The organism is Pseudoalteromonas sp. K222D, assembly GCF_017653575.1.
Taxonomy (GTDB): Bacteria; Pseudomonadota; Gammaproteobacteria; order Enterobacterales; family Alteromonadaceae; genus Pseudoalteromonas; species Pseudoalteromonas nigrifaciens.
The window spans coordinates 1-20,512 of the sequence record NZ_JAGGDL010000035.1 but is presented as its reverse complement, the minus strand read 5'-3'; the positions used below and the strand labels follow the sequence as shown (position 1 = coordinate 20,512).

Annotated in this window: 17 protein-coding genes; 11 read left to right on the top strand and 6 right to left on the bottom strand. The window is 41.0% G+C overall.

Going from position 1 to position 20,512, the window contains the following annotated elements; translation table 11 throughout:
- Nucleotides 1–201 precede the first annotated feature (201 nt).
- A complete protein-coding gene (locus J5X91_RS14575) occupies nt 202–576 on the top strand; it encodes a hypothetical protein (RefSeq protein ID WP_244363887.1) in 375 nt (124 codons plus the stop codon).
- Nucleotides 577–592: 16 nt separating this feature from the next.
- On the opposite strand, the gene J5X91_RS14570 is transcribed toward J5X91_RS14575, so the two are convergent.
- Both J5X91_RS14570 and J5X91_RS14565 read right to left on the bottom strand, forming a co-directional pair.
- Complete coding sequence (locus tag J5X91_RS14570) at nt 593–1,210, bottom strand: trimeric intracellular cation channel family protein (protein WP_208835106.1); 618 nt, start codon at nt 1,208–1,210, stop codon at nt 593–595.
- 293 nt (nt 1,211–1,503) lie between these two features.
- Nucleotides 1,504–2,520 carry a LacI family DNA-binding transcriptional regulator gene (locus J5X91_RS14565; protein ID WP_179806613.1) on the bottom strand — a complete coding sequence of 339 codons (1,017 nt, stop codon included), beginning with the start codon at nt 2,518–2,520 and terminating at the stop codon, nt 1,504–1,506.
- A 472-nt stretch (nt 2,521–2,992) separates the two neighbouring features.
- On the opposite strand from J5X91_RS14565, the gene glk reads away from it, so the two are divergent.
- The 5 genes from glk to gap all read left to right on the top strand — a co-directional run bounded on the left by glk (nt 2,993) and on the right by gap (nt 8,897).
- Entirely contained in the window at nt 2,993–3,991 is a 999-nt protein-coding gene (gene glk, locus J5X91_RS14560) for a glucokinase (RefSeq protein ID WP_193038525.1), read from the top strand.
- A 26-nt stretch (nt 3,992–4,017) separates the two neighbouring features.
- Nucleotides 4,018–5,031 (top strand): LacI family DNA-binding transcriptional regulator, encoded by a 1,014-nt coding sequence (locus tag J5X91_RS14555; RefSeq protein ID WP_011328046.1) that lies wholly within the window; start codon nt 4,018–4,020, stop codon nt 5,029–5,031.
- A 348-nt stretch (nt 5,032–5,379) separates the two neighbouring features.
- Complete coding sequence (edd, locus tag J5X91_RS14550; protein ID WP_179806611.1) at nt 5,380–7,233, top strand: phosphogluconate dehydratase; 1,854 nt, start codon at nt 5,380–5,382, stop codon at nt 7,231–7,233.
- A 30-nt stretch (nt 7,234–7,263) separates the two neighbouring features.
- Nucleotides 7,264–7,896, top strand: a complete 633-nt coding sequence (eda, locus tag J5X91_RS14545; protein WP_011328048.1) for a bifunctional 4-hydroxy-2-oxoglutarate aldolase/2-dehydro-3-deoxy-phosphogluconate aldolase — start codon at nt 7,264–7,266, stop codon at nt 7,894–7,896.
- The gene (gap, locus tag J5X91_RS14540; protein WP_011328049.1) at nt 7,893–8,897 is read left to right on the top strand and encodes a type I glyceraldehyde-3-phosphate dehydrogenase; all 1,005 of its coding nucleotides are present in this window, start codon (nt 7,893–7,895) and stop codon (nt 8,895–8,897) included. Before eda ends, gap begins: the two co-directional genes overlap by 4 nt.
- An 83-nt stretch (nt 8,898–8,980) precedes the next feature.
- Here the strand turns inward: gap and J5X91_RS14535 are convergent, their stop codons facing one another.
- The 4 genes from J5X91_RS14535 to J5X91_RS14520 all read right to left on the bottom strand — a co-directional run bounded on the left by J5X91_RS14535 (nt 8,981) and on the right by J5X91_RS14520 (nt 15,328).
- A complete protein-coding gene (locus J5X91_RS14535) occupies nt 8,981–10,267 on the bottom strand; it encodes a leucine-rich repeat-containing protein kinase family protein (protein WP_208835105.1) in 1,287 nt (428 codons plus the stop codon).
- A gap of 74 nt (nt 10,268–10,341) precedes the next feature.
- Nucleotides 10,342–11,055, bottom strand: coding sequence for a YebC/PmpR family DNA-binding transcriptional regulator (locus tag J5X91_RS14530; RefSeq protein ID WP_011328051.1), 714 nt, complete (start codon nt 11,053–11,055; stop codon nt 10,342–10,344).
- A 209-nt stretch (nt 11,056–11,264) separates the two neighbouring features.
- Nucleotides 11,265–13,346 carry a M13 family metallopeptidase gene (locus J5X91_RS14525; protein ID WP_208835104.1) on the bottom strand — a complete coding sequence of 694 codons (2,082 nt, stop codon included), beginning with the start codon at nt 13,344–13,346 and terminating at the stop codon, nt 11,265–11,267.
- Nucleotides 13,347–13,537: 191 nt separating this feature from the next.
- A complete protein-coding gene (locus tag J5X91_RS14520; RefSeq protein WP_011328053.1) occupies nt 13,538–15,328 on the bottom strand; it encodes an ABC transporter ATP-binding protein/permease in 1,791 nt (596 codons plus the stop codon).
- Nucleotides 15,329–15,465: 137 nt separating this feature from the next.
- On the opposite strand from J5X91_RS14520, the gene J5X91_RS14515 reads away from it, so the two are divergent.
- The 5 genes from J5X91_RS14515 (at nt 15,466) to J5X91_RS14495 (ending at nt 20,439) form a co-directional block, all read left to right on the top strand.
- On the top strand, nt 15,466–16,017 hold the full coding sequence (locus tag J5X91_RS14515; RefSeq protein ID WP_208835103.1) for a hypothetical protein: 552 nt from the start codon (nt 15,466–15,468) through the stop codon (nt 16,015–16,017).
- Between the two features lie 109 nt (nt 16,018–16,126).
- A complete protein-coding gene (secD, locus tag J5X91_RS14510; protein WP_208835102.1) occupies nt 16,127–17,965 on the top strand; it encodes a protein translocase subunit SecD in 1,839 nt (612 codons plus the stop codon).
- A complete protein-coding gene (secF, locus tag J5X91_RS14505; protein ID WP_208835101.1) occupies nt 17,958–18,899 on the top strand; it encodes a protein translocase subunit SecF in 942 nt (313 codons plus the stop codon). The genes secD and secF overlap by 8 nt, the downstream gene beginning before the upstream one ends.
- A 109-nt stretch (nt 18,900–19,008) precedes the next feature.
- Nucleotides 19,009–19,485 carry a GreA/GreB family elongation factor gene (locus tag J5X91_RS14500; protein ID WP_208835100.1) on the top strand — a complete coding sequence of 159 codons (477 nt, stop codon included), beginning with the start codon at nt 19,009–19,011 and terminating at the stop codon, nt 19,483–19,485.
- A gap of 186 nt (nt 19,486–19,671) precedes the next feature.
- Nucleotides 19,672–20,439: a hypothetical protein gene (locus tag J5X91_RS14495; RefSeq protein ID WP_208835099.1), complete on the top strand. Its 768-nt coding sequence runs from the start codon at nt 19,672–19,674 to the stop codon at nt 20,437–20,439.
- The last annotated feature ends 73 nt before the right edge of the window (nt 20,440–20,512 follow it).

The following is a 20,512-nucleotide window of genomic DNA, read 5'->3' as shown; positions in this document are numbered from 1 at the left end:
GTAGCTTGCCCTTAGCTTTTTGTTGCTCATAATACGCTTTAGCCCAAAACGAATAACCAATAAAAAGCCAGTTCTCTCAACAGCTAGCCTCATGGAAATGAGGGGGGCACTTTAAAAAAGTCAATTAAAACAACACCAAACTCTCACATTATATTCTGTATAAAAGACAGTAATAAATTGAACCAAAATAGGAACTCGGCTATGGTTTGTTTATTAATAAAAACAAATAAAAAAACGAGTTTATCTACAGGCTCGTTATATGAAAAGGGATTTTTAATAATGGCACTTTTTTATATTTCACTCGGAGCTGTTTTCTTTTTAATAGCTATAGCTTGGTTTGGGTTTGTAGCTTTATATTCCCAAGTTGAAAATCCAGGATTCGGTTTTGGTTTTATTATGGGGGTACTTCCTGCGTTACTTAGCATGTTGCTTATAGTGCCTAGTACGCTGTATAGAACTGTTTTTGTATTTACGCAAAAGCCAAAGCAAACAATGAAAGCTAAAGTTACTTTAGCAATTGGGCTGCTAATCACCTTACTTTATAGTGGTGCCATTATTAAGTTAGCTTTCATATAACAACATGCAATATTAGTTACTTAGCGGGTTCTAATAAACTAAACACAGGTAAGCGCCATTTAAAGCGTACCGATGCCATACGTATTAAGTACCCTGTAACTAAGCTAACAATAATACTTATATTGTCATCAATATTATAGTGATGCAGTACTAGGTATAAACACGCCACAATAAGTGAAACGCTGGCATACAGCTCGTGGTGTAATACCAATGGCGCTTGACGACATATTAAATCACGTAACAAACCACCAAATACGCCAGTAACTATAGCTGCAACTACGCAAATACCATAGTGTAAACCCATATTTAGCCCAACTTGGCAGCCAATAATACTAAATGCAGCTAGGCCAAGGGCATCTAAGCGCATAAATATGCCTTTAAACTTAACTACCCATTTAGCCAACCAAGTGGTGATAATACCGGCCATACAGGTAATTAATAAATACTCTGGATTTTGTACCCACGTAAGTGGGTAGTTACCAAGTAAAATATCTCGAACGCTACCACCACCAATGGCGGTGGCACTGGCCACCAAGCTAACGCCAAACCAGTCCATTTTCATTCGGCCAGCGCTTAGCGCTCCGGTCATGGCTTCTGCTGTAATACCAATAATAAAAACAATACTTAATAGCATGAGATAGTCACTTGAAATTTACACTTATAATAAAGGCGTGATTGTATAGATAAAATAGCAAAATAACGAGTGAGAAATCACGCTAAAAACGCTTACTTCAGATAAGAAAAACTAATACGAAACTTATGCGTAAATAGGCTGTTAAATTGGGGTGAACCTTTGGGTTGGTTGTAAAAGGTGAAGGACAATAGGCCGCAAACAATAAAATAAGTTACTTTGAATTTTAAGCCGTTATTGCCCTAGAGCCACTTTATATTGTTGGGTGGTATTTAAAAGCAAGGTAATGCAGGCTGTTAACTTGAGCCTCGGGCAATTAATATTGGAGGGAGTAGGGTACTTTGTACTGCTTCGCCTCGAATTAGTTTTAATAGATTTTCTACCAACATTTGTCCGGCTACTGTGGTGTTTTGTTCTACCGTGGTTAAAGGTGGGTTGGTATAGCTGGCAATGGCGATGTTATCGAAACCTATTACGGCAACATCTTTTGGTACGCTAATACCGGCTTCTTTGAGTGCGCGTATTGCACCAATGGCTATTAAATCGCTGGCTGCAAAGAGTGCATTAAATTTTATGTTATTGGCTATTAGTGAGCGAGTGGCATGATACCCCGACTCTTCAGTCGATATTGCATTTGCTGTTTTACGTTCGTTTAAGGTTACGTTATTAGCGCTTAGTTCATCTTTAAAACCTTGAAAACGGGCAAAAAACTCAGGGCTATGATCCGATGCGTCGCCTATAAACGCGCAGTCGGTTCTGTTGCGCGCAATTAAATGCGCTGCAGCTAGTTTTCCGCCACCATAATTGTCGCAGCACACCGTTAGATCGGGGCGGTTGTCAACCGTTGCACCCCAACAAACAAACTTGGTGTTTTGCTCAAGCAGGGTGTTAAATTTAGGTTGATAATCTAAGTAATCACCATAACCGAGTAAAATAATACCATCGGCGCGGTGGCTATCTTCGTAGTCGGCTTGCCAATCGGCACTGGCCGATTGAAACGACACCAGTAAATCGTAACCTTCTTTAGCACAAGCGCGGGTAATACTGCCTAGCATGGCTAAAAAAAACGGGTTAATTTGTGATTCATCAGAGGTTGGATCTTCAAACAATAATAGCGCTAAGGTGCTACTTTGTTGGGTGCGTAAATTGCTGGCGTTTTTGTCTACTTTATAGTTGAGTTTTTTAGCTATATCGAAAACGCGCTTACGGGTTTCTTCGTTTACCAAGGGGCTGTTACGTAAAGCACGAGATACAGTTGATTGCGACACTCCAGCATAATGGGCTATATCAAATGACGTTGCTTTACCTTTCATGAGCACTACTTAAATAACAAAGAGAATAATGCAGCCATTCTCGTTTATTAATGATTTATTTCAAGCTAATTTATCAATTAAGCACTTTTTTAGTTGATCTACCCATGACACCGGTGTCATAATGAGGGCGTTTTATCATTTTGTTGTCAAAACGTATTGGCTGCCTATATTTTTATAGGCAGCATTTTTTTACTGTGATAGCTGCTTTGGGGTGATAGCCTAAAGTAATAAAAAGAACAATGGGTTACCCGTTGTAAAATAATAAGCATGAATCGCTTATACTAATCGCATTAAAGAGTGGACTATTAAAACGCAAAAAAATAACGCCAAAAAAATGGTTTAACCACAAGGCGAAAGTAATCATATAAGTTGTTTTATATGAATTGTTTTTAACGCAGTGAGTAAGTTATTTAATTAGTTAAAATGTTCATTGTTTTTAATAAGATTAGTATTATACAAAAGAGATAACACTATGAGCTTACACTCTTCTGCCCAATTTGATCCTATTTTAGTTGCCGATATTGGTGGTACCAATGCGCGGTTTGCACTAATTACTGCCTTTGATGCAGCAAAAAACGAATTTGTTATAGAATATAATCATACCTTTCCTAGTGCCGACTTTGGCTCGTTACAAAATGCAACACGCCATTATTTATCAACTGTGCCTCATATTAAACCGGTGCGCGCGTGTTTGGCGGTGGCAGGCCCTATAAAAGCAGGGCAGGTGCATCTTACTAATTTAGGTTGGCATTTTAGCGTTAGTGAGTTTAAACAGGCTTTTTCTTTTTTGCAGCTTGAAATTATTAACGACTTTGCTGCATTTGCCTACGCTGCCCCTTATTTAGATAGTAACCAAAATGTGGTTATTAAAGCAGGGCAAGCCGATGAAAACTCAAACATTGCAGTTATGGGCCCAGGCACAGGATTTGGTGCAGCTTGCCTAGTTAGAACAGCGCAGTCTAGTGCGGTGCTTAGCTCAGAGGGCGGGCATATATCGCTGGCTGCCGTTACCGATTTAGATGCAAAGTTACTTATAGAATTACGCAAAGAACATCCGCATGTGTCTTTAGAAACTGTTTTTTCAGGCCCGGGTATTACCCATTTATATAAAGCGATGGCGGCGGTTAAAGGTATTACTGCTAAGCATTTAGATGCCGCGCAAATTAGTAATTTAGCCAATACCGGCGAGTGTGAGGTTTGCGATGCAACTCTAAACCAGTTTTGTGACTGGCTTGGCAGTGCCGCAGGCGATTTAGCATTAGCTTATGGTGCGTTGGGCGGTTTATTTATTGGCGGTGGTATATTGCCACGCATGCAATCGCGCTTGTTAGAGAGTCGTTTTGTTGAACGTTTTTCACAAAAAGGTATTATGTCGCAATATAACGGGCAAGTTCCTGTTACGCTAGTAACCCAAGATAATATACCTTTGATTGGCGCTGCGGCGTGTTTGCATAATAGTAAGCAGGAATAATGCTGCTGGTATTTGGAAGTAAATAGATGAAAAAAGTCACCATAAATAGTGTAGCGAGTTATGCGGGGGTTTCTAAAAAAACAGTCTCTCGGGTGTTAAATAACGAGCCAAATGTAAGCGCAGCTACCCGCGAAAAGGTACTTAAAGTATTTAAAGAGCTTGATTATACGCCTAATCCTATTGCCCGTGGTCTTGCTCAAAATCGCAGTTTTATTATTGGTTGTATTTACGATAATCCAAGTAAAAGTTATATTACCCGCGTGCAAACAGGCGCATTGGCTGCCTGCCAAGAAAACAATTACAATTTATTAATTCATCCTTGTGAGCTGCGCGGTGAAGCACTAATAAATAATATTGATCAGTTACTGCAGTCATCACGCTTAGATGGCATTGTATTAACTCCGCCTTTTTCGGACTTTGCTGAACTAGTTGATTTTTTAAAATCGAAAAAAATACCTTATGCACGCGTTGCCTCTGCAGTACTTGAAGATGATTCGATTTCGGTGCGCAGCAATGACGAGCAAGGGGCATTTGAAATAACCGAGCATTTAATTACACTGGGCCATAAATCAATTGCTTTTATTAAAGGTCATCCCGATCACAGTGCCACTGAGCAGCGTTTTAAAGGTTACCGACGGGCGTTAGCAAGCCATGGTATTGAATTTGAAGAGCGTTTAGTAGAAGAGGGTAACTTTAGTTATCATTCAGGGGTAGACAGTGCCCGTAGTATTTTAGATTTATCGCCACGGCCAACCGCAGTATTTGCTTCAAACGATTACATGGCAGCCGCCGTACTTAAATTAGCAACTCAACGCAGTTTACGTGTGCCCGATGATATTTCAATTGCTGGCTTTGATAACGCCCCTATAGCACGCCATATTTGGCCTGGGTTAACTACCATAGCGCAGCCAGTTGAAGAAATGACCAAACAGGCGGTTACTCAGCTTATTGCTCATATTATTCAGCCACAAGAGGTTGCGTATCAGGTGACCCTAGAGGCGCGTTTAATTACTCGCGAGTCGACAGCGCAGGTTAAATAAACTCAACTTAAAACGAATATTTACAGTAGCCCGAATGTGCACAAAGCATATTCGGGCTTTTTGTTGGCTGTTGTTAAATATAACGATGCTGTACAACATTATTAAATGTCTATTTATAAAAAATAGTTGGCTATGTTAAAAAAAGTGACTATTTTTATTAGACAGGGTTGACACCGGTGTCATGGTCGTGCGTTAATACAGTGACACCGGTGTCAGGGTGGTTGTGAGAGGCCCTCTGATAAGGTACCTTTGAACGGGTAAGCCAAAGATGCTCAGTGCAATTAATTACGTGGAGTCTTTAATTGCCACTGAGCCTTTATCCTCTAACGAATAGAGCTGAGTTTAATTATGTTGCATCCACGAATTCAAGAAGTCACCGAACGTATCATTACGCGCAGTAAAGCAACCCGCCAAGCTTATTTAGATCGCATTTCGCACGCAAAAAAACAAACAAGAGTTCGTGCTGGATTAGGCTGCGGTAATATTGCCCACGTTATGGCTGCGTGTAGCACCGATGACAAAGCACGTTTAAAAGCCGATGAGCAACCAAACCTTGCAATTATCAACTCATATAACGATATGCTTTCGGCACATGTGCCTTATAAAGATTACCCAGATTTAATTAAAAGCATTGCTACTAAATACGACGCTACAGCTCAAGTAGCAGGCGGCGTACCAGCAATGTGTGATGGCGTTACGCAAGGGCGTGACGGCATGGAATTATCACTTTTTTCACGCGATGTAATTGCTATGTCTACGGCAATATCGTTATCGCATGATGTGTTTGATGGCGTTTTTTGTTTAGGCGTATGCGACAAAATAGTCCCAGGGTTATTAATTGGTGCACTGTCGTTTGGCCATTTACCGGTGTTCTTTTTACCGGCAGGACCAATGCAATCAGGCATTCCAAATAAAGAAAAAGCCCGTATTCGTCAAAAGTTTGCGCAAGGCTTAGTAAGCCGCGAAGACTTGCTAGAAGCCGAAAGCGCGTCTTACCACAGTGCTGGTACCTGTACTTTTTACGGTACTGCTAACTCAAATCAAATGTTAATGGAAATAATGGGCTTACACCTTCCTGGTAGCTCGTTTATTAACCCATACACAGAGCTTCGCGATGGTTTAACCGGTAATGCGGTAGAAACCATGCTTAAGCAATTAACCGACGATAAAGACAGCCCGTGTTTAGCGGATGTGATCAGCGAAAAAACCATAGTAAATGGTTTGGTTGGTTTGCTTTCTACTGGTGGCTCTACTAACCACGCCATTCACATTGTGGCTATTGCCAAAGCGGCAGGTATTCAAATAACGTGGAAAGATATGTCTGATTTATCAGCTGAGGTTCCACTATTAACGCGTATTTACCCTAATGGCTCTGCTGATGTAAATCATTTTCAAGCAGCCGGTGGTATGGGCTTTTTAATGCGTGAACTTGCCAGCGCAGGCTACTTACATACCGACGTTAAAACTATGCTAGGCGATGGTTTAGCACCCTATATGACCGAGCCGCGTCTTGATCAAGACAACAGCTTAATAATGAGTGATGCAACCGGCCCAAGCAAAATTAAATGGGTAGCTTGCCCTGATAACTCACACGATGAAGATGTACTTCGCCCAGTGAGTAATCCGTTTAGTAAGCAAGGTGGTTTACAACTGCTTACGGGTAACTTAGGCAAAGCGGTTATTAAAGTATCGGCAGTAGCAATTGAACATCAAGTAGTTACCGCCCCAGCTAAAGTATTTAGCTCGCAAGGTGAGTTACAAGATGCTTATAGCCGCGGCGAATTAAACCAAGACTTTATTGCAGTGCTAAAAGAGCAAGGCCCTAAAGCTAAAGGTATGCCAGAGCTACATAAATTAACACCTGTAATGGCAACGCTACAAGATCAAGGCTTTAAAGTAGCTATTGTAACTGACGGTCGTATGTCGGGCGCATCGGGTAAAGTACCTGCGGCGATTCACTTAGCGCCAGAAGCAGTTGAAGGCGGCATAATTGCTAAAATTCATGAAGGTGATTTAGTTACTTTAGATGCACCAAACGGCATATTAAAAGTACATGTTAGCGATGAAGAGCTTGCTAAACGTGAACTGCAATTAAGCCTACCAAGCTTAACCTTTGGCACAGGCCGAGAGTTATTTACCGGATTTAGAAATATCGTAAGCAGCGCCGATTTAGGTGCGAGTGCTTTCGGAATTGAAGAATAATCAGCCATTGTGGGTAATGAGGAACACGTAATGAGTATTGAAAAAATATTAGCATCGGCGCCAGTTGTGCCAGTAGTGGTAATCGAAAAATTAGAAGATGCAGCGCCACTTGCTAGAGCCTTATATAACGGTGGCTTAAAAGCGCTGGAAATTACTTTGCGCACGCCCATTGCGGCAGAAGCGGTAAAACTAATGAAAGCAGCTGTACCTGAGGCCTATGTAGGCACAGGTACGGTAGTTGATAAAGCCAGCTTTGATGCTTCGGTAGCTGCAGGCGCTGACTTTATGGTAAGCCCAGGGGTTAGTGACGAGCTACTTGAACTGATAAAAACGAGCGATATCCCGTTTTTACCAGGCGCTGCTACGCCAAGCGAAGTTATGAAACTAGCGTCGCACGGTTTTAAGTATTTAAAGTTTTTTCCGGCAGAAGCCGCAGGCGGAACCGCCATGCTTAAATCAATCGGTGGGCCATTACCCGATATTACTTTTTGCCCAACGGGCGGCATAACGCTCGCTACTGCACCTAACTACTTAGCACTAAATAATGTTATTTGTGTGGGTGGTACCTGGATGTTAGATAAACAACTAATTGAAAATAAAGACTGGCAAGCTATTGAAGCGCTTGCTCGACAAGCTTGTGAAGTAAATAGGAGTCAAAAATGATTAACGTAGCAATTAATGGCTATGGCCGTATAGGTCGCAATGTATTGCGTGCACTTTACGAGTCGGCACAAAATAATGAGATTAAAATTGTTGCAATTAACGATTTAGCCCCAGCTAATGTTAATGCTCATCTTACGCAATTTGACTCAGTACACGGACAATTTGCTCATAAAGTAACGCTAGCCGATAACACTATGCTAATTGGCGACGATGTTATTACTTTAACGCAAGAGCGCGACCCAGCAAATTTACCGTGGAAAGCACTCGATGTTGATATTGTTTTAGAGTGTACAGGTTTGTTTACTTCGCGCGAAGCAGCCGCTAAGCATATTACTGCTGGCGCTAAAAAAGTAATTGTTTCTGCACCGGGCAAAGATATGGATGCAACCGTAGTGCATGGCGTTAACAGCGAAGTACTTAATGCACAAAGCCAAATTATTTCAAACGCTTCGTGTACTACAAACTGTTTAGCACCGATTGCTAAAGCAATTAACGACACGGTCGGCATTGATCAAGGCAGCATGACCACTATTCATGCATATACCAACGATCAAAACTTATCAGATGTATATCATCCTGATCTATACCGTGCACGTAGTGCAACGCAGTCGATGATCCCAACTAAAACTGGCGCAGCTGCAGCTGTTGGTTTAGTGCTACCTGAACTTGCAGGCAAGTTAGATGGTATGTCGGTACGTGTGCCTACAATTAACGTATCTTTGGTTGATTTTACGTTTATTGCGAAGCGCGATACCAGCATTGAAGAAATTAATGCAATTATGAAAGAAGCCTCAACGGGCTCAATGAAAGACATTTTACAATATAATGAGCTGCCGCTTGTTTCTATTGATTTTAACCATAACCCAGCGTCTTGTGTGTTTGATTCAACACAAACCAGAGCGAATGGTAAATTGGTTAAAGTTATGGCTTGGTACGATAACGAATGGGGTTTTTCAAACCGCATGTTAGATCAAGTTAAAGCGTTAGGTAAGTTTTTATAATTTTAGAGTTTAAGGTTATATAAATAACGTTAAAAACCACGCATTGCGTGGTTTTTTTGTGCCATTTATAAATTTACGACGTTTTATAACTGTGTAGTTAGCTGTGTGCTTAACTGCGAAAGTGTGGGGCGCTGTATAATATCAGTTGTCATGCATTGCTTAGCTAGTTGCGCAAGCTTAACTGCTATTGCATTATTGTCGCTGCAAACACTTAGTAAATCATCAATTAAACAACCTAGCGCGCGTACTTCAATTAATTGCATTTGCTGGCGCTGATATTCACTCAACATAGCTAAATTAGTTGCTGCACCAAAATCGCCAAATAGCACATCTGCGTCTTGGTTTACCATAGTGTTATGCGCATATACATCGCCATGGCTTACTTTATTTGCATGCAAATGTTGTAGGGTACTGGCCATTTGTTGCACAATTTTATAAATAGCTTGGCTACTATAATTACAGCCATCTGCGAAGGTGTCGCGAGTACACGTTTGTAAACTTGGCGGTAATCCTAAATTGCTAAAGCTATTATCTATTAGCTCCATTACTAAACCAAGTTGGCTGCCTTGCTCTATATAGGCAAGTACCTTAATTAAATTGGTATGTTCATTCGCCTGCAAGCAGCAATTAACTTCATCAAGCGGATAACCATCGCTGGTTATTGCGCCTTTAAACAGCTTAATAGCTACCGCTTTATTTGCTGCTTTTGCAAGGTGAATAACCCCAGAGGCACCTTGGCCAATAACGTGCTGTAATGTGTAATCACTCAGAGGCTTATTCTCTAAACTACTTTTTGTTAGGCACTGGGCTTTATTAAAGCTGTTACCAGCAAAGGCCAGCCAAGTAAGCTTTGGTAACTCAAATAACCAGTTATCTAGGTGCGTTAAGTTATTGGCAGATAAGCGCACTAATTCTAAGTTTGTACACTGCTGCATACTGCTTGGCAAAGTGCGTAACCGGTTACCCGCTAAAGCAAGTTTGCGCAGCTGTTTAAGCTCGCCGAATGATGCGGGTAATTGCTCAATACGGTTGTCGGTTAATATTAACCACTGTGTTGTAAGCGGCAGGCTATGCTGGGCAAACTCACTAATTTGATTGCCTTTAAATGCGATCATAACAAGTGCTGGGCATTGTGCTAAAACAGCAGGAATATGCTTAAACTGATTAAACGATAAAAACACCCGTTTAAGGCGGGTTAAACTGGCAAACTCTGCGGGTAAATCACTCAGGTTATTATTAGATAGGTCGAGTACTTCTAGGGTGTCGGCAAGGGTAAAAATTTCTTTTGGGAAATCAGTGAGGTTTTCCACCAATTGTAAGTGGCGAGCACCGCTTAAAGCACCGCTGCGTAGTTGTTCAAGGGTATTCAAAATTAACTAATCCATTTTACAAAAACAAAAAGGCCAAACTAAGTTGGCCTTTGATCACGTTTTATTATTAACGCTTAAAACTCTGCGTTGTGGTAAACGTTTTGTACGTCGTCGCAATCTTCTAGCATAGCTAAAAAGCGCTCCATAACCTCAACATCTTCGCCTTCAATAGGCGCTGCTATTTGGGGTACAAACGAAATTAAATCTTCGTCAAATTCAGTAACGCCCATTTCTTCAAGTGCTGTGCGAGTATTGTTGTACTCAGTATGTGGTGCAAATACAGTTACCTTGCCGTTTTCAACTTCTACGTCGGTTACATCTACATCAGCCATCATTAGTGCTTCAAGTACTGTTTCGTCGTCATCACCGTCAAATACAAAAATTGCAAGGTGATCAAATAAATGCGAAACCGAGTTTTGTGCACCAATTTTAGCGTTAGCTTTAGTAAAGCAAACACGTACATCAGCAAAGGTACGTTTATTGTTGTCGGTTAAACAATCAACAATAATCATACAGTTACCCGGGCCGTAACCTTCGTAACGTGTGGCTACGTAGTCTTCACCGCCGCCGCCTTTTGCTTTGTCTATTGCGCGGTCAATAACATGCGCCGGTACTTGGTCTTTTTTAGCGCGCTCAATTAAACGACGTAGCGATAAGTTACCGTCTGGATCGGTACCGCCATTTTTAGCACAAATATAAATTTCTTTACCGTACTTAGAATAAACTTTAGTTTTAGCACCCGCAGTTTTAGCCATTGAATCTTTTTTGTTTTGGTAAGCTCTTCCCATCTGCGTTTCGCCTTTAAATATAAGTATTAAAATAATTTTCAGGGGCATAGTTTAAAGGTAAATGTGGGGGAGGGCTAGTAACTATTAAATAGATTAATGCAGATAAAAACAGGATGGGTTGAGTTTTATACTAAGGGCTATAAAAATAACTGGGCAGAAAAATATAACCCGCAATGGCGGGTTATATTTAATTGCAATTTAGCGCTCTATTACCAAATGCGTACGCGTTGATCCTCAGGAAGATACAGCTCATCGCCTGGTTTTACATCAAATGCTTTGTACCATGCGTCGTGGTTACGCGGGGCTTGTGCTCTAAAGCGACCCGGCGCATGCGTGCCACCGCGTAGCTGATTTAACATGCTTTGCTCGGTGCGTTTTTCTTTCCATACTTGTGCCCAAGCAAGAAAGAAACGCTGATCGCCAGTAACACCGTCAATAACCGGTGCTTCTTTACCGTTTAAGCTCAGTTTGTAGGCATGATAAGCCATGGCTAAACCACCCACATCACCAATATTTTCACCTAGGCTATTACGCCCGTTAACAAAGTTACCTTCAATTGGCTCATACTTATTGTACTGCGCTGCTAACTGGTCGGCTTTTGCGTCAAATGCGGCGCGATCGGCATCAGTCCACCAGTTACGTTGGATCCCATTTTCGTCTGATTTAGAACCTTGGTCGTCAAAACCATGGCCCATTTCGTGGCCAATTACTGCGCCAATGCCGCCGTAGTTTACTGCTGCGTCGGCATTTGGATCGAAAAATGGTGGTTGTAAAATTGCCGCTGGAAATACAATTTCGTTAAATGAACTGTTGTAGTAAGCGTTAACGCGCTGTGGTGTCATACCCCAACGGTTACGATCTGTTTTTTGCAGCTCTTTTGCAACGCTTTCGGCTTGAAAAAACTCACGCATGTTTTTTACGTTGCCGATTAAGTCGTTATTACTAATAGTTAAACCTTCGTACGATTGCCATACATCTGGGTAACCAATTTTTGGTACAAATGCAGCTAGTTTAGCGCGCGCATTTACTTTGGTTTCTGCGCCCATCCACTCAAGGTTATCAATACGCTCACCTAATGCGGTACGCAAGTTTTCGACCAGTTCAGACATTTGTTGTTTTGACGACTCAGGAAAATAACGTGCTACGTATATTTTACCAATAGCAAAACCAAGTGAATTGGTGCTCGACATTTCATCTATAGCACGTTTCCAACGAGGACGCGGCTCTTGCTGACCATTTAACTCTTTACCAAAAAATGCAAAATTAGTATTAAAAATATCTTCAGAGAGCAAGTTAGCGTTACCACTTATTGCGTGGTAGGTTAAATAATCTTTCCATACCGCTAAGTCTTCTTGATTGATTAATTCAATCATGGCTTTTATTGGCTCGGGTTGCGATACATTTAACTGCGGTACTTTGTAGCCTGTTTGAGCAAAATATGCATCCCAGTTAAAGCCAGGGTAGGCAGTGCTTAGCTCGTCGCGTTTAATTTGATTTAATGTAAGGTCGCGGTTACGGCGCTTTTCGCGTGGCCAATGGCCTTGTGCAATTTTGGTTTCTAGCTCTAAAATTGCCTGTGCGCGCTCATTGGCGTTATCTGCATCGGCAAATTTAAGCATGTCGGCAATATGAGCCACATAGGCGCTACGCGTATTAACAAAACGTTCTGAGTCTTCAAGGTAGTATGAACGATCGGGTAAGCCTAAACCGCCAGCACCTAACGACATTTCGTATTTATTAGGATCTAAGCGGTTAAACCACATGCCACCACCAAGCGGGGCTTTAACACCGGTTAACCAAGACTGACCAAACATTTTGGCTAAGTCGTCGGTTGATGATATTTCACTTATTTGCGTTAAAAGCGGCTTAATTGGTGTTATGCCTAGCTTATTAAGTGCTTTGGTGTCCATGTAGGCGTTGTAAAAGTCGGCTACTAGTTTTTCATCGGCATTTAAGTCTTTACGCGCGGCAATTTCTTCAATAATTACTTTAACGCGGTCTTCGCTGCGCTCGGCCAATGCCGAAAATGCGCCATAGCGGGTTTTATCAGCAGGCATGCTGTAATTGTCATACCAAGTGCCACTGGCGTACATAAAAAAATCGTCGCCTGGTTTAACCGCTTCGTTACGTGCAGCTAAATCAACACCAAAACTACCCAACTCTGCTTTTTCTGTTGTTGCGGCTATTGGTGCAGTAGGTGCTGGTTGTACTTGCGTTTTTGATGTTTGTGGCTCTGAACAGCCGCTAATAAATGTGGCAGCTAATGCAGCTGCAATTAAACTCTTTTTCATTGTGTTCCCCTGAGCTTTCACTCTGTTTAATTAATATTTTTTATTATTGTAAATATTATCTTAACCTGGGTTCAGGTTATTTTAGTAATTGTTATTTATAAGAGGCTGCTAAACAAACCTTTTGAGGTGAATCACCCTAGAGGTCGATAAAATAGCAAATAAAGCCTTTATACGAGCAATATTAATGGTATTTATGTGTTTTTTGCTTGTTCTTGCTGCAATTGCCACATTTGCGCATATTGGCCGTTAAGGGCTAGTAACTCAGAATGTGTGCCTTGCTCAAGAAGCTCGCCTTTATGCAATACTAAAATATTATCGGCATCGATTATGGTTGATAAGCGATGGGCAATCACTATGCTGGTATGGTTTTGTGTGACAGCGCGCATAGCCGTTAAAATAGCTTGCTCGGCATGGGAGTCGAGGGCTGAGGTGGCTTCGTCAAAAATTAAAATAGGCGATTTTTTTAAGATTGCGCGGGCAATGGCTATGCGTTGTTTTTCGCCGCCCGACACTTTTAAACCGCGCTCGCCTACTAAGGTTTTATCGCCTTTATCAAGGCTGTTTATAAACGCTGTTAAATGCGCCATAGCAATGGCTTGATCTATTTCGGCCTCGCTGGCTGTTGGCCTGCCATAAGCAATGTTTTCGCGTATTGAAGTATTAAATAGCACGGTATCTTGCGGCACTATGGCTATAGCTTGGCGTAAACTGTGCAAAGTTACGGTGTTTATAGGTTGCTTATCTATAGTGATACTACCTGATGACACCTCATAAAAACGATACAAGAGCCTAGCTAATGAGCTTTTTCCTGCGCCACTTGCACCGACTATTGCTACCTTAGTGCCGGGTTTTACGCTAAAACTAACATTGTTAAGAATAGGGCGGTTAGCATCGTAACTAAAACTTACATTGTTAAAGCTAACCTCACCTTTAGAGAGTGTTAGTAGTTGTGATGCAGGAGTGTCGGCAATGTGTGGTTTTTTGTTGAGCAGCCCAAGCATGTTTTCAAGGTCGGTAAGGGCGCGTCTTATTTCGCGATATACAAAGCCTAAAAAGTTAAGCGGTAAAAACAGTTGGATCATATACGCGTTTATCATTACGAGTTCACCAATGCTAAGTGTACCGGTTACTACTTCGCTTGAGCCTAACCACATAAGTGCGGTAATGGCGCTGGCTATAATTAACGCTTGCCCAGAGTTTAGTGCCAATAACGACATGCGGTTTTTTAATCGGGCTTTTTCCCAGCGTGCTAAAAAGGTGTCGTAGGTGCTGGCTTCAAACTCTTCATTGTTAAAGTATTTTACTGTTTCGTAGTTTAGTAAGCTGTCGATAGCGCGGGTATTACTTAAGTTGTCGGCGGTGTTAGCTTCGCGAATAAAGCGATTGCGCCACTGGGTTACGGTTACTGTAAAGGTAATATATATGGCAACTGCAAGTAGGGTTATAAGCGCAAACCAGATAGAAAACAAAGTGCCAAAAATTAATGCAACGGTAAGAATTTCAAATAGAGTAGGCACAATGTTAAACATTAAAAATCGCATTAAAAAGCTCAAACCGCTGGTGCCACGCTCTATATCGCGACTTATGCCACCGGTTTGTCGATCTAAATGAAAAGCCAGTTCAAGCGAATGCAAATGCTTAAACACCTTTAGACCTATGTCGCGCATGGCGTGTTCGGTAACTCGCGAAAAAACCGCATCGCGTATTTCACCTAAAAATACGCTGGCAAAGCGCAGTGCACCGTACATAATAAGCAGTAGGGTAGGAATAAAAAGCACTGGGTGAATAGATTTATCAACGCTATCAATAATTTCCTTTAGTGCCCACGGCATAAGTAAAGTAGCACCTTTAGCGCCTACCAGTGCCATAGCTGCAATAAAAACTCGCCCTTTAAATTGTGTGATATAAGGCCAAAGTGTTTTTATACTTTGGCGCAGGTTCATTGCGTCGGGGCGTTTTACTGAGCTTTGTTTAGAGCGCATGAATGATCTCGGTTTTTATAATGGGTATAAATGGCTGTGGATTTAATTTTGCATCAAACTAAATACTTAATTAGACTATTGTATTTTAAATAGCTGCCCTTATATACTAGTAATCCTTAATTAAAGTTTGAAAATTGATGTTTAAATTTCGTTTGTTTTTAACTGCATTTTTGCTTATTACTGCACTTTTTAGTGCATGTAGCGAAGCCGCGCCAGTTAAACATGGTTTAAACACTGCAAATTCTACTTTAATATCTGCTGCTTTTTCAGCAGCTCCTTTCTCACTAGATACTACTTCATTAGATGCTACTTCATTAGATACTACTTCATTAGATACTACTTCATTAGGTAATGTTTCATTAGGTATAAGTCACCCCTCCATATTAGTTAAAGTATTGCATGCTAAACAACAAACTAAGCCTAATAAAACAGCGTTTGATGCACTGCAACCTAGGCTAACTGCCAGTAATTCATCGTTGTTTTTATTTAGTGCGCAAACAGAGCCTGAATACGACGTTATTTATGAATTTTTTATTCATACGCTAGCAAGGCAGTTTTATTTACAACCTAAAGCTATAAGCACGGCACTACCTTGGTATACAGTTGTTTCTAATAGTAAAAAGTCTCGTATTAGTGGCTGGAAAGAAGCTAACTTACTTTACAGCGCTACCAACACCCATCACGCTTAATTTCCTTATTTAATAATTAATAGGTTTTAACTTTTAAAGTTTTAGCTTGCAGATTAATTGTGCTTTTTAAAAGCGCTTATCAGCTGGTTGCTGATAGTAAGGAATAACAATGTTGAGTTTTAAAAATAATAAAAAGCCGTTTATGGCTAAATTTAAATTAAGCACCTTTGCTATGTTGGTGGTATTACTGCTACTGGCAATGAGTGCGTTACCTAATTTATATCCAAACCAGTCATGGTTGTATATTAGTGCAGCCCCACACAGCAAAATGCAAACACCTCCGAGCACTAATACCTTAGTTACATTTTTAAATGAGCAAGGCTTAAATGTGGCGCAAGCGTATGAGTCGCAAGCAACAATAAATGTGCTACTTAACGAGCCAACAAAAAGTGCCCAGGCACAAGCGGCTATAAAAGCGCAATATGCAAATACTCAGACCAAAATTGTTGAGCGCGCTACCAGTCCAAGCTGGCTACAAAGCTTTGGACTTTCGCCAATAAAGTTAGGTCTAGATTTAAACGGTGGGGTGCTATTTGTACTCGATGTAGATTTAGACAAAGCCATTGATGAGCAATTAGTGAGTGCGTATCAGCAAGCTAAATCAATCATAATTGAGCAAAAGGCACATGGAGTAAAAGCGCTGCAAACTCAAACTGGGTTTGTAATAAATGCTCTACCTAATGCTGGTGATAAATTAACCCCTGTTATTAAAGAGCTGCAAAGCCGCTTTGCTAACTTAGCAGTAGTAACAAACAATAATGGCACAGTTAAAACGGCGCAATTTAGTTACTCAGAGCAAGGGCGAAGCGCGTTTAACAAAGAAGTTATGAGCCAAACCCTCACAACTCTACGTTCGCGTATTGAAGAGCTGGGCATAACCGAAGCGGTAACACAGCGCCAAGGTAAGCAGCGCATTCGTATTGAACTACCTGGAGTGCAAGATCCTACCGAGGCGAAACGCATTATTGGCGCAACGGCATCCCTGGGGTTTTATCAATTAAAAGCTGTGGGTGGGCAAACCTTTAATTTACAGACGGGCGGTACTATAAAACTCGACCCTGTGCCAATTTTTACCGGTGAGCATATTAATAACGCTCATGCTGGGCGCGACGATTGGAGCAAACCGCTAGTGCAGTTAAGCCTTGATAGCCAAGGCGGCGATGCTATGTCGGCATTTTCTAAAGCTAATATAGGTAAACCTATGGCGACGGTTTACTCAGAGTATTCGCAAAATGCTAAAGGAGAGGTAGTTAAAAAGAGTGAGGTTATTAATGTAGCCAATATTGCTCAGCACTTAAGTTCGCGTTTTAGCATAACCAATATGCAAAGCCCACAAGCCGCGGCCGACTTAGCGCTATTGTTACGTGCAGGCTCGTTAAGTGCGCCGGTTACTATAGTGCACGAACAAACCATAGGGCCAAGCTTAGGCAGCGAAAATATAAGTAACGGCTTAGCCGCCCTAATGTTAGGTATGGGTATTACTTTGGCATTTATGGCTATGTGGTACAGACGTTTAGGGTTAATTGCCAACGTAGCACTTATTTTAAATTTAACCTCTTTAGTGGGTTTAATGTCGTTATTGCCTGGGGTAGTGCTTACGCTTCCCGGCATTGCCGGATTGGTGCTAACCATAGGTATGGCAGTAGATACCAACGTCATTATATTCGAACGTATAAAAGAAGAGCGCCGTAAAGGCCGCGCGCCTTATCAAGCTATTGAGCAAGGGTATAAGCAAGCATTTAGCACTATTTTTGATGCCAATATTACCACTATGATCACTGCACTTATTTTATACGGTATAGGTTATGGGCCAGTGAAAGGCTTTGCAATTACTTTGGCGCTGGGTTTAGTAACCAGTATGTTTACAGGCGTGTATGTATCGAAAGTGTTGAGCCAAAGTTTGTATTTAAAATTGGCTAAAAAAAGCGGAGTAAGTACAGATGCTTAATTATTTTTTAAAAGGCGAAACCGGCACACGTATGCGTTTTATGGGCTTGGTTTTAAGTACAGTATTAGTATTACTATCGGTAGTAACCTTGGCGCAAAAAGGGCTTAACTTTGGCCTAGATTTTACCGGTGGTTACTTAACAGAATTTACGACTAACCAAAGTATTGAGCTAAAGCAGCTTAAAACTTTTATAGCTAAAAACCACAACGGTGAGTTTGAGCTAACAGCGCAAGGGAATAACCACTTTCAATTAAGAGAAGCGCCAGCTATTAATCAATCTGCGAGTAATAGCAGCAACGATTGGCAAAGTGCGGTAACACAAAGCACCGACATAAATGCCACGATATTGTCATCGGCCTATATTGGCTCGCAAGTGGGCGATGAGCTATTTGAACAAGGCTGTTTGGCACTTCTAGCAGCTATGGTTGCAGTAATGCTGTATTTAGCGATAAGGTTTGAATGGCGTTTAGCCCTTGGCTCGGTAGTTGCTTTAACACACGACTTAATATTGGTACTGGGTTTGTTTTCGCTATTACAGCTTGAATTTAACTTAACCGTATTAGCCAGTTTATTGGCAATTATAGGCTACTCACTTAATGACTCCATAATTGTTGGCGACAGGGTGCGTGAGCTATTAAGAGTTAAATTAAATGCCAGTATTAGCGTATCCAGCATTATAAATAGTGCGATTAAAAGCACCCTAACGCGTACCTTAATTACCTCAGGCACCACTTTAGCCACAGTAGCAAGTGTGTGGCTATTAGCTGGAACACCGCTGCAAGGCTTTGCTATTGCGTTATTTAGTGGCATTGTTGTGGGTACGTTTTCATCTGTTTGTATTGCCGCCACCTTGCCCGAGCTAATGGGGTTAAGTGCTAAAAACTACGAAGTGAAAATAGATAGCCAAAGCCAAGCGCTCATGGATATGCCATAAAGGCTCAAAGCATACAAATAAACAAAGCTTAGGGGCCAAACTATTGTGTTTAGCCCCCGTAGCAATGTTAAACTGCTCGCAATATTTTTACTGTATGTGTGTAAACCTCATGAACAAAGCCCACGTTATTGAACACCTTAAGTTTGCCCTAGAGGCGCAGCTTACCACCGCAAAAGTGGCCGCTAAAACAGCGCACGACACCGCCACGCACGAAGAAAACATAGCAGAAAATAAATACGATACCCTAGGGTTAGAGGCCGCCTATTTAGCCCAAGGCCAAGCGCAGCGCGTAAACGATTGCTATAAAAGCATGGAGTTATTTAAGCCCATATTTAATCAGCCAGCCAGTAGTAAAATAGCCATTGGCTCGCTAGTGTGCCTAGAGGATACAAATGAGCAGCAAAAATGGTTTTATTTAGGCCCAAGCGCAGGTGGGTTAACAGTTGAAGTAAAGGGGCTAACTATTCAAGTTGTTACACCCGAAGCTCCGCTGGGCAAACAACTTTTAGGCAAAGAGCTTGATGATGAAGTAAGTTTAACCATTGCAGGCAAAAACCATGAATATGATGTGGTAGAGATTTTATAAAGCAGAAGAATAAACTTTGATGTATAGGTAATTACATGTTTACATTAAAGTTTTTTAATGGAATTATTGGTGTATGTAATACACGCCGTTTTGGTGTGTTATAAACCACCAAAATGGTGATCAGTATCACGCTATATGGCAGTCGTTGTATTTAAGCTTTGGCGAATCAAAAGATAAGGGAACTATATGAGTCGTTGGATTCAACAATTTGAAAATCATGCTTTTCAACCAATATGGAAAGAAATGCTTGATGTAACTGATGAGGTGCTTGTTGACGATGAAACTGTCGTAACGAGTGTTGAGGAAATTGCAAGATTTAAAAAAGTAGTTAATTATTTAGATTGTTTATTAGAAGCTTGTGATCCAGAACTAATACCGCCTTCAACTTGGGATAATTATCGCGCTCAATGTAATTCGTGCTTACAGCAAATAAAAAGTTATCAAAGTAATCGGAACATTGGGCATATTACAAATGCTAATGAGCATCTAGATAATTTATTAACTTATATTAGGCCTTATCAAGTTGTGGCAGGTAAAGCAGCAAAGTCTGCAAGTGCTTCATTCGTAGCGTACACGAAAACAATTAATTCAAAGTTAAATTCATTTCAAACTGAAGCCAGCTCTATTTTGGATACAATTTCTAAGTATAAGGAGAGTGCGTCAAGCCTCGCTTCAGAATCAGAGGTTTCTAATCAACGTATTAAAGTATTAGAAGCACATTACTTTGATGATAGTGAAGAAGAAAGCTTAAGTACTAGAATTAACAGTTTTGAGGAAAAACTCGAAGAAAACTATGAAAAAATTCAACAGTATAAAAGCGATTTGCTTGATGGGGATAACAGTAATGAATCAATTGCTTCTGAAATAAATAGTGCATTGGAATTAGCAGAAACAGAATCAGAAACTATTAAAAGTTTACTTAATGAAGTTAAAGGTAAGCTAAAAGATTTGTAACTATTCAGCCTCATCTGAAATGAATATATCAGGCAGCTGATTTTTGAATAATAACTCAAGGGCTAGGCTTGCA